The following is a 16,733-nucleotide window of genomic DNA, read 5'->3' as shown; positions in this document are numbered from 1 at the left end:
GAATTCTCATGGGGACGAAGAGCCTCTATGCATCCATCATGATACGTTTCCACATCGTTTGAATATAACGGCGCTCGGCCTCAAAGGCATCCGGCTCGACCTGACTGTTCAGGTTCTGCAGCGCACGCCGGTGGATGGTTGAGCGCAGAGTGATGTAAGCGTCTCTCAGCTTTTCCGTATCAGCCACCGGCAGGACACCAACGCGCCCAAGCTCCTCCAGTTGTCGAATGTTGTCCGACCACTGGGTCAGTTCGGCGTGCTGCGCCGCATTGGCCAGCATCAGATACTGCACCATAAATTCAATATCGATGATGCCGCCATAATCGTGCTTTACGTGAAAGGTCTCGGGTGACTTTCCCTCTGATTGAGGGGTGCCGAGACTGGCGCGCATTTTCTCCCGCATTTCCACAACCTCGTTGCGGAGCCTCTTTGTATCCCGGGGTAGGCACAATAGATCGTGGCGCAACACCTCAAACGCGTCTATCGTGGCCCGACAGCCTGCCACACCTCTGGCCCTTGCAAGCGCCTGGTGTTCCCAGGTCCAGGCGTCCTCGCGTTGATATTTTTCGAACGCCAACAGAGTGCTGACCAACAGCCCTGAATTACCCGACGGGCGGAGTCGCATGTCCACTTCGTAAAGCTGGCCGGCCGTGGTCTGCGTACTCAGGATATGAACAATTCTCTGCCCCAACCGGGTATAGAACACGGCATTATCAATGGATTTTTCGCCATCAGTGGACAGCTGTGGGTCGGCGTTGTGAATAAACACCAAATCCAGGTCTGACGTGTAACCCAACTCAATGCCACCCAATTTGCCATAACCAACAATGGCAAAATCCGTATCACAGACCGTCCCATCCTTACGCGTGGGATAGCCATAACGACTGACGAGGTTGGCAAAAGCGACAGCCACCACATGGTCCAAAACAACTTCGGCTATCCAGGTCAGGTAATCACTTACTTTCATCAGAGGCAGTGTGCCCCGCAGTTCTGAGGCCGCAACCCGAAGAATATGGGCTTTCTTAAAATGCCGCAGCGATTCCATCTGCTCTTCCAGGTCCTCATAGGAAATTCTCAGCATTTGCTGTCGCAAATCGTCCTGTAATTCGCTTTTGGCCGGCGGGTGATAAAGACTTTCGGCATTCAGCAGTTCATCCAGCAACAGGGGCGTCTCGGCAAGTTGGCGGGCAATCCAGGGACTTTCACTGCACAGGCGAACCAGCTGCGTCCTGGCCCCGGGGTTTTCCAACAGCAACACCAGATAGGCTGTACGCCGCAGGACAGCCTCAACCAACTGCAATACCCGATCCAACGTCTCCGAGGGCTGGGCCACGTGGGTGAGCGCCTCCAGCAACACCGGCATGATCTGGTTCAGCCGGCGCCGCCCCTGGGTCTGCATGGTCTGCACCGGACGGCCACTGCGCAGGTCAGTCAGTGCCTTCATGCTGGCAGCCGGATGTTCGAAGCCATGATGCGTCAACCATGCTTCGGCAGCGGACTCATCCATCTCCCCAAGCCACAATTCCTTCCAGCCATCCGCCAGCATACTGGCATCGTCATCTTCGTCATCGGAGGCAATGATATCGGCGAAGTGATGGGCTACGCGCGCCCGGTGGCGGTCAAGCTCGGCACAGCACGCCGACCAGTCCACACAGTTCATGATGAGCGCTACCCTGGCCTGCGAGCGGGCATCCGCCGGAAGCAGTTGAGTTTGCTGGTCATCGATACCTTGCAAGGCATGCTCGAGGTTTCGCAGAAACACATAAGCGTCCCGGAGTTCTTGCACCACTTTTGTAGGGAGCAACTCCATGTGTTCCAGCGCCGTCAGCACCTGTAGCAGCTCTCGTTTCTGTAACTCGCGGTCACGCCCCCCACGAATCAACTGAAACGCCTGCACAACGAACTCGATTTCCCGAATCCCACCACGGCTTAGTTTGATGTTATTTTCGAGCCCCTTGCGACGGACTTCACGGCTGATCATCGACTTCATGTTGCGCAAAGACTCAAAGGCACTGAAATCAATGTATTTTCGATAGACAAAGGGCCGCAGACTCTCCATCAGTACCTGCCCCAACGCCTGGTCACCAGCGACCACCCGCGCCTTGACCATCGCATAGCGTTCCCAATCCCGACCCTGATCCTGGTAATAGGTTTCCAGCGCCGAAAAACTCATGGCCAGGGCACCACTCTGGCCATACGGTCTTAATCTCATGTCGACGCGGAACACAAAACCATCCGCAGTAATCTGATCCAGTGACTGGATCAGGCGCTGGCCCAATCGAACAAAAAACTGTTCACTGTCCAAGGCCCGGCGGCCACCTCGGGTCTCTCCCTTGCTGGGGTAGGCGAAAATGAGATCAATATCGGACGATACGTTCAGCTCCCGCCCCCCTAACTTTCCCATCCCGATAACCAGCAAGGGCTGCGGTACAGGCTCCGACGTCACGGGGTGAGCTCCCCAAGGGGTTCCGAATTGTTCACACGCATCGGCATAAAGCCAAGCCAATGCCCCCTGAATACAGGTATCGGCCAGTTCACTGGTGGCCGCCATGGTTTCACTCAGATCAGACCACCGCATGGCATCCCGCCAAATGATGCGGAACTGACTTTCCATGCGGAATTGTCGAAGACCACGGTGCAGTCCGGGTTCATCTTTTACATCGGCAAGGTATTCCCGCCAGCGACTGGATAGAAACTCGGGCGTTGTCGCCGCCCGGAGAGATTGAGCGGAGGCCAGGCGCGCCATTGCTTCCGGATGTCGGAGCATGGTGTTTTTCAGGAAATCACTCCGGGCAATCGCCTCAACGACGTCGTCATGACTGACATCTGCCATCGAATCCAACCAGGACAACCGATCGTCGTCCGCCAGCGATTTCAATGCGGCTTTCAACGCCGGGCGGAGGACCTCTGGATACGTTTCAAGATGCGCAGACATAATGCAAACCCCTGTTACTCTTTTATATTTTCGACTAGGTTATACTTCCGATACAGTAAACGTAAGCTCTCACTGTCTAACCGGGGCCCCAAGCACCAACCATGCTACCTAACCGACGCCCGTTAAACCCAGAACATCAGCTCTCTCACCTTCCCATGTCCGGTATTATACGACGTCGTATCCGCTGGTTGTTTGCCATGCTGGGGCTACTGGTGGTGTTTCAGACCGTGTTGCTTTCGGTGGTTGAAAACCTGACATTATTTGAAGCGGCCTGGCTCACCTTAACCACCCTGGTGACGGTCGGTTATGGTGATCTGGCACCCCACACCATCATTGGTCGACTCAGTACCGTTATTTTCATGTACATCATGGCAATAACACTGCTGACACTGATCGTCAGCGACTTTATCGAGTACCGATTCTATCGAAGGGAGCGCATCCTAACCGGACGCTGGGTATACGACATGAAAGATCACATTGTAATCATCAATACACCCCGGCAGGGTGGCGAACAGTACTTTTCCCGGATTGCGTCTCAGGTCCGTGCCGTGCCCGGCTACGAGACCATTCCGATCCAGATCCTGACGCAAGAATTCCCGAACGGTATGCCGCCGGAACTCAAGGATGTGGGGTTGACCCATTACCACGGCTCCGGCAGCGATGCTGCCGCATTGAAAGCGGTGCATGCAGCGGATGCGCGACATATTATTTTACTTGCGGCCGACGAATGCGACCCCACCTCTGACAGCCTGTCGTTTGACGTTGCCCACCGTCTCAGTGAAGCCAAACTTGCCGGGCGTTTAACCGTGGAAGTAGTCCGGGACGAAGACCGGCCCCGCTTCAAAGCCCTGGGCGTTCGTACCATCATCCGGCCGGTACGCACCTATCCGGAAATCATGGTGCGGGCGGTGATTTCTCCAGGGTCGGAAAAGGTGCTTGAGGACCTTTTCAATTACCAGCAGGACCACCCTCATCGCTACGATATCGTGCTGGATGACCTGACCTGGGCTGACATAGTGAGCGCCTTGGTGCGTGACGGTGTCGGTACGGCGCTGGCGTACATCGACAAGGATGGCGAAGTCATTTGCCACCCCGAACCCAATGAAGAAGTCGAAGGCAAGGGCTTGATCGTGTTGGTGAAATCCAGCAATACCGCGTCCACCGAAGTGGTCGAATCGGCGCTCGAACGCTATAGACAGTTCCTGAAAAAATGGCGCGCCATGCAAGCTCACGCCGGTTTTGACACCGTGGAAGAGGACAATACGTCCGCGAAATAAAGCCCTTGAGGTTGGCGGTTACCTCAGCAGCCCCAACTGCAGTTGCCCCAGTTGCAGCTCAGTCATGAGCACCTCAATGCTGACTCCGGCCCTGAGGCGCTGCGCAAGCCAGTCGTATTCAGTGCCCAGACCTTGACCGTGAGCCTGAGCCCGCAGATCGCTCAGGCAGTGATCCAGGGTGTTTGGCCGTTCTCCGGTGAGCCAGGCATTACTGAGGCAACGCAACAAGCCGGTCAGCCCCTCTCCCGCCGGCACCTTGCCGGGCTGATACAGTCCCGCGAGCCAATAGCCTTGCTCCGCTTTACTCACCAGATTCAGGAATACCGGCACCTCACTGGCTAGCCATCCGGCCCATACCCTCAATCTGTCCGGACTGCCCCCCTTAAGCTCCAGCTCCACTTCATTCAGGGTCCGTCGGTGGTCACCCGATTTGATTTCGCCTCGGTCGAGCGCGCACTCAATCAGCGAACTCCCATCGTCGAGCATCACAATTTGTCGCTCAAAATTGGTTTCGAAAGCCGGCGCCAGCTCCGCAACGTTGACGCTCTGGGCAACCGGCGTGTCGGCTATTAAACCGAGATTCAGATCAGGTGTAAGCAGCGGCCATTCCCACTCCTGACGGCGATGTGCGCCATTGACGAATACCCCCTGTGTTTTTAAGGTTTGAATGTAACGATCGCCCGCTGCTCTGACCCGAAGGGCAATACGTTGGCGATTCAGATCCGCACCCGGAGTATCGTAATAGACATTATGCAACGTGCGCACCGGGCCTTTGCGCGCCTCTTCACGTGCCAGAAGCCAGGACTGCGCCAACGCCATGGCCGAGGAAGAAAGTGTCAGCTTGATTTCCAGCTCTTCTGCCATATGCACTCTTTTCCAATCGATTGAATGAAACTTGCACCCATGAACGGCGGCGGTTGAGACCCGTTTGCAAATCGGCCCGCAAGCACCTCAGGCCGCGCCCGCTCAGTCCTCCATTGACACGCCAGTCGTAGGGAATGTCGGTCACCAATGTCAGGGCTGCTGCCAGGTCAGGACGGTAGCGGCGGACAAATGCTTCGACACCGCCAGGAGATTCAACACCGGCTTCGAACCCATCGCAAATACTCGACAAGCGAAGCTCGTTGTCCTTTTCATTGAGAATAATGCCTTTATTCGTCAGATTCAAAAACCGGACAGCCTGATCGTCAAGCTGCTCATCAGGAAAGTATTCGACCCAAGGTTCATGCCGCAGGTCCGGACAGCTCATTGACGCGCCGTTAATCGCCATAGGCACCCGGGGATCATCCACGGCTCTGAGCACATCGTTTTCCAGCACTCTCAGCGAGACCTTCCCGCCCCTTATGGACCCGGCATCGTGTGCCCAGACAGGATCAAATAAAGTGCCAAGCGAACGCAGGCTGCGCAATGGCCAATAAGTCTGAACCATGTTTATTGAGAGGGTGTTGTAGGCATTGAGATAAAACGCCTTCTGCTGGCCCCGGGTTCTTGATTTCTTAACCGGAAATACTGCCAACGCCCGGACCAGGACGGCCCACTGCCGGTCGCCAGACACCGCGGAGTAGTCGACCATTCGCGCTTGCAGAGTGCCTGCTCGCCAATGCTTGTATGACGAATCAGAAGCTCAGCGTACAGCGTGTTCAAAGCTTCTCGCGTCAACCTTGCCGGCGTACACAGAGGATGAACTGATAATAGCGATGACGAGAGAGCAACAGGAAATCAGATGCATACCAGGCCCTCTGAACCGAGGAGAGGCGGCATCCTACGTGGATAACCCATTCAAACAACCATAAAAAAACCGGCGACTTCGAAAAGTCGCCGGTTCCTATTACCGCTTCAACTCAGGCCTAGGCCTTGATTAGAAGTAGTAAACGCCACCAACAGATGCGACAGAACGCTCGCTCTTGCCAGCTACGCCGTATACGCCGTCATCGCCGCCACCCAGGTAGCCTTCGAAGTAAACGTACATGTTGTCAGACAGGTTGTGCAGCGCCTGAGCAGTGATTGTAGTGACTTCAGTGTCCGATGCGTCGTCGGCAGTTGCCATTTCATACGACAGGGCAAACTGGTTTGCACCCAAGGCAATAACGCCCTGAACACCGATCAGATCGCCAACATCCTTACGCGTCTGGTACTCACCTGAGAAGGTCAGGTTGTCCAGGCTGTAAGCGGCACGAACGCCGTAGGTGTTTTCGTTGTTGATATCAAGACCTGTGCTTGAGTAGCCAGTGTTGCCATCGTTGGAGTCCATGGCAACGGCCAGATCCAGATCGCCCAGGGAATACATGGCGGCCAACTGGTACGGGTACGACTTGTCGTCAGGCTGCTGATCATCGCCGTCGCCGTTGATCTGCAGTGAAGCGCCCAACGTCAGGCCGCCAAAAGAAGGCGTCTTGTACTGGATCAGGTCGCCTTCGCCGGTGGAGTAGGAGCCGCCGATGTTCAGCGCCGCTACTTCGTAGAAGTTCACAATCTGGTCAATGGTCGACTCATACATGGAATCGTCAGAACCAACCCACAACTGGCCGAAGCTGTCGCCTTTCACACCAATGTAAGCTTCGTCCAGACGGATCTGGCCGCGGCCATAGGACTTGTCGTCAGCGTTGATGCCGTCGAATTCAATTTTCAGGAAGCCGGTCAGACCCGGTACGATTTCGTGATCGTGCTTGAAACCGATGGTTGAACCGTTGTCAAAGTGGCTGAGTTCTGAAGAACCGCCATCAACCGCGTCGTGAGCGATTGCGTATTGAATGTTACCGTAAACTGACGGCATGGAGTCCATGCGGGCGGCCAGTTCAGCTGCGCTTTCCATTGCCAGCACGGAGCCGGAGAAAGTGGCGGCTGCGATTGCAGAGGCGATGAGCGTTTTTTTCATTTTGCGTCTTCCTTTTTGAGTTAACTCAGGTTTTAGCGGCGGGTTTTCCCCGCTTTCTTTACGATCGGGCTATCAACGTGCCCAATTCTGTGTCGATAAAATGTCAGCTTAATGACAATTTGTAAATAACGACAAAAGTTTTATCGGTACGTCCACAAGTCAGCGCCAGGCATCGTCGATCACTGTACCACCACCGGACTTCTTCTGAGCTCTCCATTTTTGTCCACAAAACCTGAAGAGCGAATCCTTCGTGGTCAATTGCTTACAGCACTTTATTAAAGCACTGAATGATGAGTCTTTTTAATACAAGGAACGTGAATTTGCAAACTTTTCTACCAGATTTAATGGTCAGTTTTGTGACACGTCTTGCATGTTTCCGTGACTCATTTTCTAACCCTGACATTACAAATTCAGGGCCAACACACCAGTAATTCTTAATTTTCAGCAACATAAATGTCATTTTAGTCGAGCCGACCCAAAACCATGCCGACCGACCCGCCCTAATAAAGCACACACAGGCCATCACCGCACTATTTAGGACCATGGAGATTGGAGCCATGGAACCCGGATACCTCTAACAAAAATGTCACAGGCCCATCATTAACCAGGGATACCTCCATATCGGCGCCGAATTGACCCGCGCCTATCCGCTTCGGTCCAAGAAGGCTCGTGGATTGTTGCAAAAAATTACAAAATAATGCCCGCGCATCGTCAGGAGCGGCTGCTCCGGAGAAGCCTGGCCGGGTTCCCGAGCCAGTATCGGCAGCTAACGTAAACTGAGGCACGATCAACAAGGACCCACCGGCGTCCATCAGACTCCGATTCATGCGTCCGTCTTGGTCGGGGAAAACGCGGTAGTTCACCACTTTTTTCAGTAAGGCTGACACCTGCGCCTGGCCGTCGGACTTCTCAACCCCCAGGAACAGAAGCAGGCCTGCGGGGATTTCAGCGATTAACACTTTTTCAACATGAACACTCGCACGCTTTACACGTTGTATAAGCCCTTTCATGCATCCCCTAAATCATGGGCGCAACCTGGTGTCCTGTTGGCTTGATTCGGCTAACCTACTCAGCCACTGAAGACCTAGAAAGCAAGTCGCAGTGGCGACAGTTTGGCGGTTCCAAACCGCGGCAGTACAACGTGGCTGTAAAGGTCTTCAGCCGGGTCCAAAGGGGTTGACGCTGAGGCCACTGGCCGGCGTTGCCAGACCTTGATGCGAGGCCTCAGCGTCACGCAGTAGATTAGCCGAATCAAACCAACGGGGCACGAGCGTTGCTCAAAATGGTCTCGAGATTCTAGTCGTCCGTTGGCACTCTCGCAAGCAAGCTCAGTCCGCGCGACCTTCGATCGCATCGGCGACTTCATCGCAGGCTCTCATCAGCGCGTCGACAATAGCGGGTTCTGACGAAGAGTGCCCGGCATCCCTTATGATGCGAAGGCTTGCTTGCGGCCAAGCTTCGCTTAGCGCCAGTGCATTATCCAAAGGGCAGACCATGTCGTATCGACCGTGCACGATCACACCCGGGATGCCGGCCAGCTTTCCGGCATGCCTCACAATCTGGTCGGGCTCAAGAAACGCCCTGTTCATGAAGTAGTGACATTCGATTCGAGCCAAGGCGATGGCAACGTGCGGGTGACCAAACCGATCCACGACGCGTGGGTTGGGGTGCAACGTCGCACAACGCCCCTCCCACACCGACCACGCTTTGGCGGCCTGAATTTGCTCCAGTTCATTGGGGCTGGTGAGGCGACGATAATAGGCGGCAACCATATCGTCTCGCTCGTCTATTGGTATCGGGGCCAAATAGTCCCGCCAATAATCCGGAAATACCCGGCTCGCACCGTGCTGATAAAACCAGTAGATGTCCTCAGGCCGACAAAGAAAAATGCCACGAAGTATTAGCCCACTGACGCGCTCGGGGTAAGTCTCTGCATAGACCAGGCTGAGAGTGGAACCCCAACTGCCGCCAAACAGCAGCCACCGGTCAATGCCCAAAAATTGACGTACCCGCTCCAGGTCTGCGACCAACGCCTGAGTTTCATTACCCTCCAGTTCCGCCAGCGGTGTTGATCGCCCGGAGCCACGCTGATCCAACAACAGGATCCGGAAGCGTTCGGCATCGAAAAAACGGCGGTAATAGTCCTCACAGCCGCCCCCGGGGCCGCCGTGAATCACGATCACCGGAAGTCCGTCGGGGTTTCCGCTTTCTTCCAGATACAGTTCGTGAGGTGCATCCACCGCCAAACGGTGTTCGGCATAGGGCTTGATGTCGGGGTAGAGAGTGAGCATAAAAAGCTCCGAAAAAGGGTATTACCAAAGTTTAGCTGAAGTGAACAAAAAAAGGGGCAGATGTGATCTGCCCCTTTTTTTGTATTGATGTACTGCAGATTACTTCTTGTGGGCGCGCTTGCGATCGGTTTCGGTCAAATGTTTCTTGCGCAGGCGGATCGACTTCGGCGTCACCTCAACCAATTCATCTTCATCGATGAATTCCAGTGCCTGCTCAAGAGTAAACTTGATTGGCGGCACCAGGGCGATGACTTCGTCTTTGCCAGAAGCGCGCATGTTGTCAAGCTTCTTGCCCTTGGTTGGGTTGATCACCAGGTCGTTCTCACGGCTGTGAATGCCACACAGCTGACCTTCATAAACTTCCTGACCCGGGTCGAGGAACAGCTTGCCACGACTCTGCAATGTTTCCAGTGAATAGGTCAGCGCAGGGCCAGTTGCCATAGACACCAGCACACCGTTCTGGCGAGCGGTCATATCGCCACTTTTGATCGGACCATAGTGACTGAAGGTGGACGTCAGAATGCCTGAGCCAGAGGTCAGGGTGAGGAAGGAGTTACGGAAACCGATCAGACCACGTGCTGGAATGGTGTATTCAAGGCGCATACGCCCCTTGCCATCCGGCACCATATTGGTCAGGTCGCCCTTGCGCAGCCCCATCTGATCCATCAAAGCGCCCTGATGCTGCTCTTCGATATCAATAGTGACGTTTTCGTACGGCTCCTGTTTGACACCGTCAATTTCCCGGATGACCACTTCAGGACGTCCAACAGCGAGCTCGAACTTCTCGCGACGCATGTTTTCGATCAGCACCGACAGGTGCAGTTCACCGCGGCCGGATACCTTGAACTTATCCATCGTTTCGCCATCCTCAACACGCAGGGCGACGTTGGTAAGCAGCTCCTTCTCAAGACGCTCCTTGATGTTCCGGCTGGTGACAAACTTGCCTTCTTTACCACAGAACGGCGAGTCGTTGACCTGGAAGGTCATAGACACGGTCGGCTCATCCACCGTCAGCGGAGGTAAGGCCTCCACCTTGGCCTGATCGCACAGGGTATCGGAAATGTGCAGTTCGTCCAGCCCGCTCACGCAGATGATATCCCCTGCCTGTGCTTCTTCGACTTCCACACGGTGCAGACCGGAATGCCCCATGATTTTCAGGATACGGCCCTGCCGTTTTTTGCCGTCGGCGCCAATAGCGGTTACTGGAGAATTGGCCTTGATTTTACCGCGCGCAATACGACCGATGCCGATTACACCCAGGAAGCTGTTGTAGTCCAGCTGGGAGATCTGCATCTGGAACGACCCCTCGGGGTCGACGTTGGGTGCGGGCACATGATCAACGATGGCCTGAAAAACAGCATCCATATTGTCGTCGAGGTTCTCATGATCCATACCGGCGATGCCATTCAGGGCGCTGGCAAATACTATCGGGAAGTCCAGTTGTTCATCGCTGGCCCCCAGGTTGTCAAACAGGTCGAACACCTGGTCAACGACCCAGTCCGGTCGGGCACCGGGACGGTCAATCTTGTTCACCACAACAATCGGATGCAGACCCGCCGCAAAAGCCTTCTGGGTTACAAAACGGGTTTGTGGCATCGGGCCGTCGATGGAGTCAACTACCAGCAGCACACAGTCAACCATGCTCATTACCCGCTCAACTTCGCCACCAAAATCGGCGTGTCCCGGGGTATCAACGATATTGATGTCGTAGTCGTGCCATTTCAGCGCTGTATTTTTGGCCAGGATGGTAATGCCTCTTTCCTTTTCCTGGTCATTGGAATCCATGACGCGCTCACTCTCGAGCTCTTTTCGGTCCAGAGTACCGGATTGGCGCAACAACTGGTCCACCAGCGTGGTCTTACCATGGTCAACGTGAGCGATGATGGCTATATTACGAAGTTTTTCAATCACAACTGTATCCTGCGGCATGCATGATGACCTGAGAGGGTCGTCTGGCCGCGGTCTCACCGCAGCACGTATGCCGTCTCAAATCTTTAAAGTAAAGTAGGGTCACGGTATCGCCGTAACCGAGGGCGCGCAGTATATCGGAAACTGCTGTCAGTAACTATGTAGAGATATGCTTATCTGACTAAAAAACAACCAGCCAGCATTCCCTTCGACAAACCAACCCAAAAACGCACCATCTTTGAGCGACTCATGGCTTAACGCTCCTTATTGGTGCGCATCTTGTCTTAAGCACTTCCTTTCTGAAACGACCGCTGGCGCCATAAACGCTCAGTTTCCGCACTGCTGCGCAATTCTGGCGCACTCACAAAAAACTGGCAAGCGGATTGCTTAATTCAAATCCAACGAATATGCAGGCAAGCAGCCAAACCTTTTGATAAGCTGCCCAAACCTGAAGAATGAGTGGCGTGACCGACAATCTGTCCGGCGCGCGACTTTCCGATCCGGTAATTCGAATAAAGAACTCTCCCGCTAAGCGGGTAAAACTACGGAGCATGCACAATGTCGAAGACGATTGATCTGATCAAAGAACACGAAGTCAAATGGGTCGATTTGCGATTCACCGACAGCCGCGGTAAAGAGCAGCACGTAACGCTGCCTGCGACCGAGGTCGATGATGACTTCTTCACTGACGGCAAAATGTTCGATGGCTCATCGATCGCTGGCTGGAAAGGCATCAACGAGTCCGACATGATCCTGATGCCAGACGATACCAGCACCGTTCTGGACCCGTTCACCGAAGAAACGACTGTCAACATCACCTGCGATATCGTCGAGCCTTCTACTATGCAGGGTTACGAACGCGACCCCCGCTCCGTTGCACGTCGTGCTGAAGAATATCTGAAGTCCACAGGCATTGCTGATGGCGCACTGTTTGGTCCAGAGCCCGAGTTCTTCGTATTTGACTCGGTCAAGTGGAAGACCGACATGAACGGCGCCATGTACGAACTGTACTCTGAAGAGGCAGCCTGGGTTTCCGGCGAAGACTTTGAGCGCAACAACATTGGTCACCGTCCTGGCGTCAAAGGTGGTTACTTCCCGGTTCCACCGGTAGACAGCCTGCATGACCTGCGTGGCGCAATGTGTGCGGCCATGGAATCCATGGGCCTGGTCATTGAAGTACACCACCACGAAGTGGGCACAGCCGGTCAGTGCGAAATCGGTGTTGGCGCCAACACTCTGGTCAAGAAAGCTGACGAAGTTCAGATTCTTAAGTACTGCGTTCAGAACGTCGCTCACGCTTACGGCAAGACGGCCACCTTTATGCCTAAGCCAGTGGTTGGTGACAACGGTTCCGGCATGCACGTACATATGTCACTGAGCAAAGACGGTAGCAACCTGTTTGCGGGTGACAGCTACGCGGGTCTGAGCGAGTCGGCACTGTTTTACATTGGCGGCATCATCAAGCACGCAAAAGCCATCAACGCGTTCACCAATGCCTCGACTAACAGCTATAAGCGTCTGGTTCCAGGTTTTGAAGCACCGGTTATGCTGGCTTACTCTGCCCGCAACCGCTCTGCCTCTATCCGTATTCCTTACGTGAATAGCCCGAAAGCACGCCGGATCGAAGTGCGCTTCCCGGACGCTTCCGCCAACCCATACCTGGCCTTCGCGGCCCTGATGATGGCAGGCCTTGACGGCATTCAGAACAAGATCCACCCGGGCGATGCCATGGACAAGGATCTGTACGACCTGCCAAAAGAAGAAGCACTCAACATCCCGACCGTGTGCGAAACCCTGCAGGAAGCACTGGATGTTCTTGAAAGCGACCACGAGTTCCTGACTCGCGGCGGCGTATTCACGGAAGACATGATAGAAGGTTATGTCGGCCTCAAGCGTGCTGAAGTTGAGCGTCTGAACATGACCACACACCCGGTTGAGTTCGACCTGTACTACTCAGTCTGATCCTTCGGGACGCAGTCTGAAAAACCCCGCTTCGGCGGGGTTTTTTTGTGCCGGCAGGACCAAAAATCAGACGGTTGCATTACCCCGCTGTAACGCATCTGCCCGCGCCAGGCATTGCAAACCACAGACCGCCTGCTGATAATCAAAAAACAATCACCGAACGGGCTACTAACATGAACTATTTGATGTGGGCCGCAGTGCTCGTCATCGTCACCACAGCGACTCCTGCCGTGGCGGAGGTTTATCGCTACCTGGACAAAAACGGCAACGTTACCTTTTCCGACGAACCGCGGAAGGGCGCCGAAACCGTAAAAGTGCGCCCAGTAACAACCGTGACGCTGCCCAAAATGAAAGACGTTGAGGCCCGTGCCCGGCAACCCGAAGCGGAGGAAAAAACTCAAGCCAAGCCTTACGACGCCATTACGTTCGATGCGCCAGAGGATGGTACCGCTTTTTACAGCGGCAACGGTGATATCGAGTTACGCGTGTCCAGCTCACCGGCCCTGAAGAAAGGCCACCGCTTTGAAGTCGATATTGATGGTCAACCGGTTGGGCAGAACCCTAGTGGTTCGTTCACCGTCCGGAATATCGACAGAGGCACGCATAATGCCAGCGCCTTTGTGGTCGATAGCAAGGGCCAGCGCATTCAATCCGGCAGCCGCATAAGCTTCACCCTTCACCGCCCATCGGTTATCAATCAGAATCGCAGCAACTAAGCCCCGCCTTTGGCTCCCCGCCACACAAACATAGCGCACCTCATTGGTGCGCTCGCACTATAAAGTCGCCATACTCTGATCCACCACGGGGCATTGGGCACATTAGTGCTTCCGAATTATGTTGAGGCCCGCACCAGCACACAGCGACGCACGCCCCGCGAGAGTGGCGTCGCTCATCACCGATGCACTGTCTGGACATCCCGTCCATTTTGGTTCGCTTTTTGCAGTGCTACTGATCATCACAAGGGGGCGAATATGGACATATCGGCAGAATACAAACACATACTGGATAACCTGACCACCGCCGTTCTGGTTCTGACCCCAGCACTGAAAGTCCAATATCTGAATACAGCCGCCGAAAATCTGCTTGAGACCAGCCTGACGCGCATTAACGGCCACCTGGTGAGTGACCTGTTCATCGAATCCGCCAAGGCGCTCGAAACTCTGTTTGCAGCCGCGAGCAATGGCAACTCCTACACCAAGCGGGAAGCGGAGTTCATGTTGGTGTCAGGCTCACGGTTTACCGTGGATTACTCTGTGTCGCCGATGGGGTCCGAGCCCTCCGATTTGCTGATGGAATTGCAGCCCCGGGATCGGTTGCTGCGCATCAGTCGTGAAGAAGACATCATTGCCCAACAGGAAACCACGCGCATTTTGGTCCGGGGCATGGCTCATGAGATCAAGAACCCTTTGGGCGGCATTCGAGGTGCCGCACAGCTTCTCGATCGGGAGCTGAATGACGAAGGACAACGGGAGTACACCCGCGTCATTATTGACGAAGCTGACCGGCTGAGAGGTCTGGTTGACCGCATGCTCGGCCCCAACCGGGCACTGAAGCTGGCGCCAACGAACGTTCATGAAATTCTTGAACGGGTCCGAACGCTGCTTGAAGCGGAAAGCCGGAACCAACTGGTGTTTGAACGCGATTATGACCCCAGCCTCCCGGACTTGATCGGAGACAAGGAACAGTTGATTCAGGCGTTTTTGAACATTGCTCGCAACGCCATGGAGGCGGCCTTTGAACAGACCGATAAACGGGGCGTCACAGACCCACCGACGATTCGGTTCCGCACCCGTGCGCTCCGGCAATTCACCATTGGCCATCAACGTCACCGCCTCGTGTGCCGCGTGGACGTAATCGATAACGGACCGGGGATTCCGGCAAACCTGTTGCAAAATGTGTTTTACCCCATGATTAGCGGCCGTGCGAACGGCACCGGACTGGGGCTTTCCATCACGCAAAGCATAGTCGGACAGCATCACGGACTCGTAGAGTGCGAAAGCGAGCCCGGCCGAACCAACTTCATCATCTTCCTACCCCTGGAGGAAACATCATGAGCCAAACGGCGAATGTCTGGATTATTGACGACGACCGAAGTATTCGCTGGGTTTTAGAGCGCGCCCTCACCCAGGCCGGGTTGAACCCACGGGTGTTCGAAAGTGGTGAGAGCATTCTGGCGCGGCTGGACCACGAGCAACCCGATGCCATCATCAGTGATATCCGGATGCCGGGCATTGATGGCATCGCTTTGTTGTCCGGCATTGTCCAGGCTCACCCGGACCTTCCCGTTATCATCATGACGGCGCACTCCGACCTGGAAAGCGCGGTGACCAGCTACCAGACCGGCGCCTTTGAGTATCTGCCCAAACCCTTTGATGTCGACGACGCCGTTGCCCTGGCCAAACGCGCCATAGCGCACAGCCATGAGCGCCGGGCAACGTCTGAACCGCCCGTGGACAGCGGTCAGCGCCACACCGAAATCATTGGCGAAGCGCCGGCCATGCAGGAGGTTTTTCGGGCAATCGGTCGGTTGTCGCATTCCAATATCACCGTCCTGATCAACGGTGAAAGTGGCACAGGTAAGGAGCTCGTGGCTCAGGCTCTGCACAATCACAGTCCACGCTCAAGCAACCCTTTTATCGCCCTCAACATGGCTGCCATTCCCAAGGACTTGATTGAGTCGGAGTTGTTCGGTCATGAAAAAGGCGCCTTCACCGGGGCTGCGGCAGCACGCCAGGGCCGTTTTGAACAGTCCAACGGCGGTACGCTGTTCCTTGATGAAATCGGCGACATGCCCGCGGATACCCAGACCCGGCTATTGAGGGTCCTGGCCGATGGTGAATTCTACCGCGTCGGCGGCACCACACCGATCAAGGTGGACGTCCGCATTATTGCCGCCACACACCAGGACCTCGAGAAACTGGTCCAGGCAGGCACTTTCCGGGAAGACCTGTTTCACCGACTCAATGTCATTCGTGTGCATCTGCCGAAATTGGCCGAACGCCGGGAAGACATCCCTCGCCTAATGCAGCACTTTCTTAAGCGTGCTGCCCGGGAACTGGCGGTAGAGTCCAAGGTATTGCGGCCGGACGCTGAAGAGTACCTGACGACGCTTCCGTGGCCGGGCAACGTCCGCCAGCTCGAGAACACCTGTCGCTGGCTGACCGTCATGGCCAGTGGCCGAGATATTCACGTGGAAGATCTGCCACCAGAACTGCTACAGCAGGCCGACGCCCCCACCACCGCTCACACCTGGCAAGAAGGCTTGCAGAGTTGGGCGGAACAGGAATTGAAGCGTGGCAAAAAAGGCATCCTCGATTCGGCCATCCCGGAATTCGAACGCATCATGATAGAAACGGCCCTCAAGCACACTGGCGGCCGACGTCGCGACGCCTCGATCCTGTTGGGCTGGGGCCGCAACACCCTAACCCGGAAAATCAATGAATTGGGGCTAGACCATCCGGAGGGCGAGGAGGATTAAACCCTCC

12 protein-coding genes are annotated in these 16,733 nt (G+C 55.1%); 5 read left to right on the top strand and 7 right to left on the bottom strand.

Features of this window, described 5'->3' with window-relative positions; genetic code table 11:
• Positions 1-25: 25 nt before the first annotated feature.
• Positions 26-2,935, bottom strand: coding sequence for a bifunctional [glutamate--ammonia ligase]-adenylyl-L-tyrosine phosphorylase/[glutamate--ammonia-ligase] adenylyltransferase (gene glnE / locus GRX64_RS08835; protein WP_166266234.1), 2,910 nt, complete (start codon positions 2,933-2,935; stop codon positions 26-28).
• A gap of 101 nt (positions 2,936-3,036) precedes the next feature.
• On the opposite strand from glnE, the gene GRX64_RS08830 reads away from it, so the two are divergent.
• A complete protein-coding gene (locus GRX64_RS08830) occupies positions 3,037-4,212 on the top strand; it encodes a potassium channel family protein (protein ID WP_166266231.1) in 1,176 nt (391 codons plus the stop codon).
• An 18-nt stretch (positions 4,213-4,230) separates the two neighbouring features.
• Here GRX64_RS08830 and GRX64_RS08825 read toward each other — a convergent pair whose 3' ends face one another.
• From GRX64_RS08825 to typA, 6 genes are all read right to left on the bottom strand, one after another.
• A complete protein-coding gene (locus tag GRX64_RS08825; RefSeq protein WP_166266228.1) occupies positions 4,231-5,076 on the bottom strand; it encodes a CYTH domain-containing protein in 846 nt (281 codons plus the stop codon).
• Positions 4,997-5,728 (bottom strand): DUF547 domain-containing protein, encoded by a 732-nt coding sequence (locus tag GRX64_RS08820; RefSeq protein ID WP_235937593.1) that lies wholly within the window; start codon positions 5,726-5,728, stop codon positions 4,997-4,999. Before GRX64_RS08820 ends, GRX64_RS08825 begins: the two co-directional genes overlap by 80 nt.
• 342 nt (positions 5,729-6,070) lie before the next feature.
• Entirely contained in the window at positions 6,071-7,087 is a 1,017-nt protein-coding gene (locus GRX64_RS08815) for a porin (RefSeq protein ID WP_166266225.1), read from the bottom strand.
• Between the two features lie 530 nt (positions 7,088-7,617).
• Positions 7,618-8,097: a D-aminoacyl-tRNA deacylase gene (gene dtd, locus GRX64_RS08810; protein WP_166266222.1), complete on the bottom strand. Its 480-nt coding sequence runs from the start codon at positions 8,095-8,097 to the stop codon at positions 7,618-7,620.
• Positions 8,098-8,415: 318 nt separating this feature from the next.
• A complete protein-coding gene (gene pip, locus GRX64_RS08805) occupies positions 8,416-9,378 on the bottom strand; it encodes a prolyl aminopeptidase (protein WP_166266219.1) in 963 nt (320 codons plus the stop codon).
• A 99-nt stretch (positions 9,379-9,477) separates the two neighbouring features.
• A complete protein-coding gene (gene typA, locus GRX64_RS08800) occupies positions 9,478-11,289 on the bottom strand; it encodes a translational GTPase TypA (protein WP_166266216.1) in 1,812 nt (603 codons plus the stop codon).
• A 555-nt stretch (positions 11,290-11,844) separates the two neighbouring features.
• On the opposite strand from typA, the gene glnA reads away from it, so the two are divergent.
• The 4 genes from glnA to glnG all read left to right on the top strand — a co-directional run bounded on the left by glnA (position 11,845) and on the right by glnG (position 16,726).
• Complete coding sequence (gene glnA / locus GRX64_RS08795; protein WP_166266213.1) at positions 11,845-13,248, top strand: glutamate--ammonia ligase; 1,404 nt, start codon at positions 11,845-11,847, stop codon at positions 13,246-13,248.
• Positions 13,249-13,421: 173 nt separating this feature from the next.
• Positions 13,422-13,964, top strand: coding sequence for a DUF4124 domain-containing protein (locus GRX64_RS08790; RefSeq protein ID WP_166266210.1), 543 nt, complete (start codon positions 13,422-13,424; stop codon positions 13,962-13,964).
• Positions 13,965-14,219: 255 nt separating this feature from the next.
• Positions 14,220-15,302, top strand: coding sequence for a nitrogen regulation protein NR(II) (glnL, locus tag GRX64_RS08785; RefSeq protein ID WP_166266207.1), 1,083 nt, complete (start codon positions 14,220-14,222; stop codon positions 15,300-15,302).
• Positions 15,299-16,726, top strand: a complete 1,428-nt coding sequence (gene glnG, locus GRX64_RS08780) for a nitrogen regulation protein NR(I) (protein WP_166266205.1) — start codon at positions 15,299-15,301, stop codon at positions 16,724-16,726. Before glnL ends, glnG begins: the two co-directional genes overlap by 4 nt.
• Positions 16,727-16,733 lie beyond the last annotated feature (7 nt).

It is taken from the genome of Marinobacter caseinilyticus, from assembly GCF_011074955.1.
Classification (GTDB): Bacteria; Pseudomonadota; Gammaproteobacteria; order Pseudomonadales; family Oleiphilaceae; genus Marinobacter; species Marinobacter caseinilyticus.
The sequence above is the reverse complement of the archived record's forward strand: the minus strand, read 5'-3'. Positions and strand labels throughout refer to the sequence as shown.

Excerpts from the sequence above, each read along its gene's own strand:
- glnE (WP_166266234.1), bottom strand. The coding sequence starts at position 2,935 with ATGTCTGCGCATCTTGAAACGTATCCAGAGGTCCTCCGCCCGGCGTTG.
- GRX64_RS08830 (WP_166266231.1), top strand. The coding sequence starts at position 3,037 with ATGCTACCTAACCGACGCCCGTTAAACCCAGAACATCAGCTCTCTCAC.
- GRX64_RS08825 (WP_166266228.1), bottom strand. The coding sequence starts at position 5,076 with ATGGCAGAAGAGCTGGAAATCAAGCTGACACTTTCTTCCTCGGCCATG.
- GRX64_RS08815 (WP_166266225.1), bottom strand. The coding sequence starts at position 7,087 with ATGAAAAAAACGCTCATCGCCTCTGCAATCGCAGCCGCCACTTTCTCC.
- dtd (WP_166266222.1), bottom strand. The coding sequence starts at position 8,097 with ATGAAAGGGCTTATACAACGTGTAAAGCGTGCGAGTGTTCATGTTGAA.
- pip (WP_166266219.1), bottom strand. The coding sequence starts at position 9,378 with ATGCTCACTCTCTACCCCGACATCAAGCCCTATGCCGAACACCGTTTG.
- glnA (WP_166266213.1), top strand. The coding sequence starts at position 11,845 with ATGTCGAAGACGATTGATCTGATCAAAGAACACGAAGTCAAATGGGTC.
- GRX64_RS08790 (WP_166266210.1), top strand. The coding sequence starts at position 13,422 with ATGAACTATTTGATGTGGGCCGCAGTGCTCGTCATCGTCACCACAGCG.
- glnL (WP_166266207.1), top strand. The coding sequence starts at position 14,220 with ATGGACATATCGGCAGAATACAAACACATACTGGATAACCTGACCACC.
- glnG (WP_166266205.1), top strand. The coding sequence starts at position 15,299 with ATGAGCCAAACGGCGAATGTCTGGATTATTGACGACGACCGAAGTATT.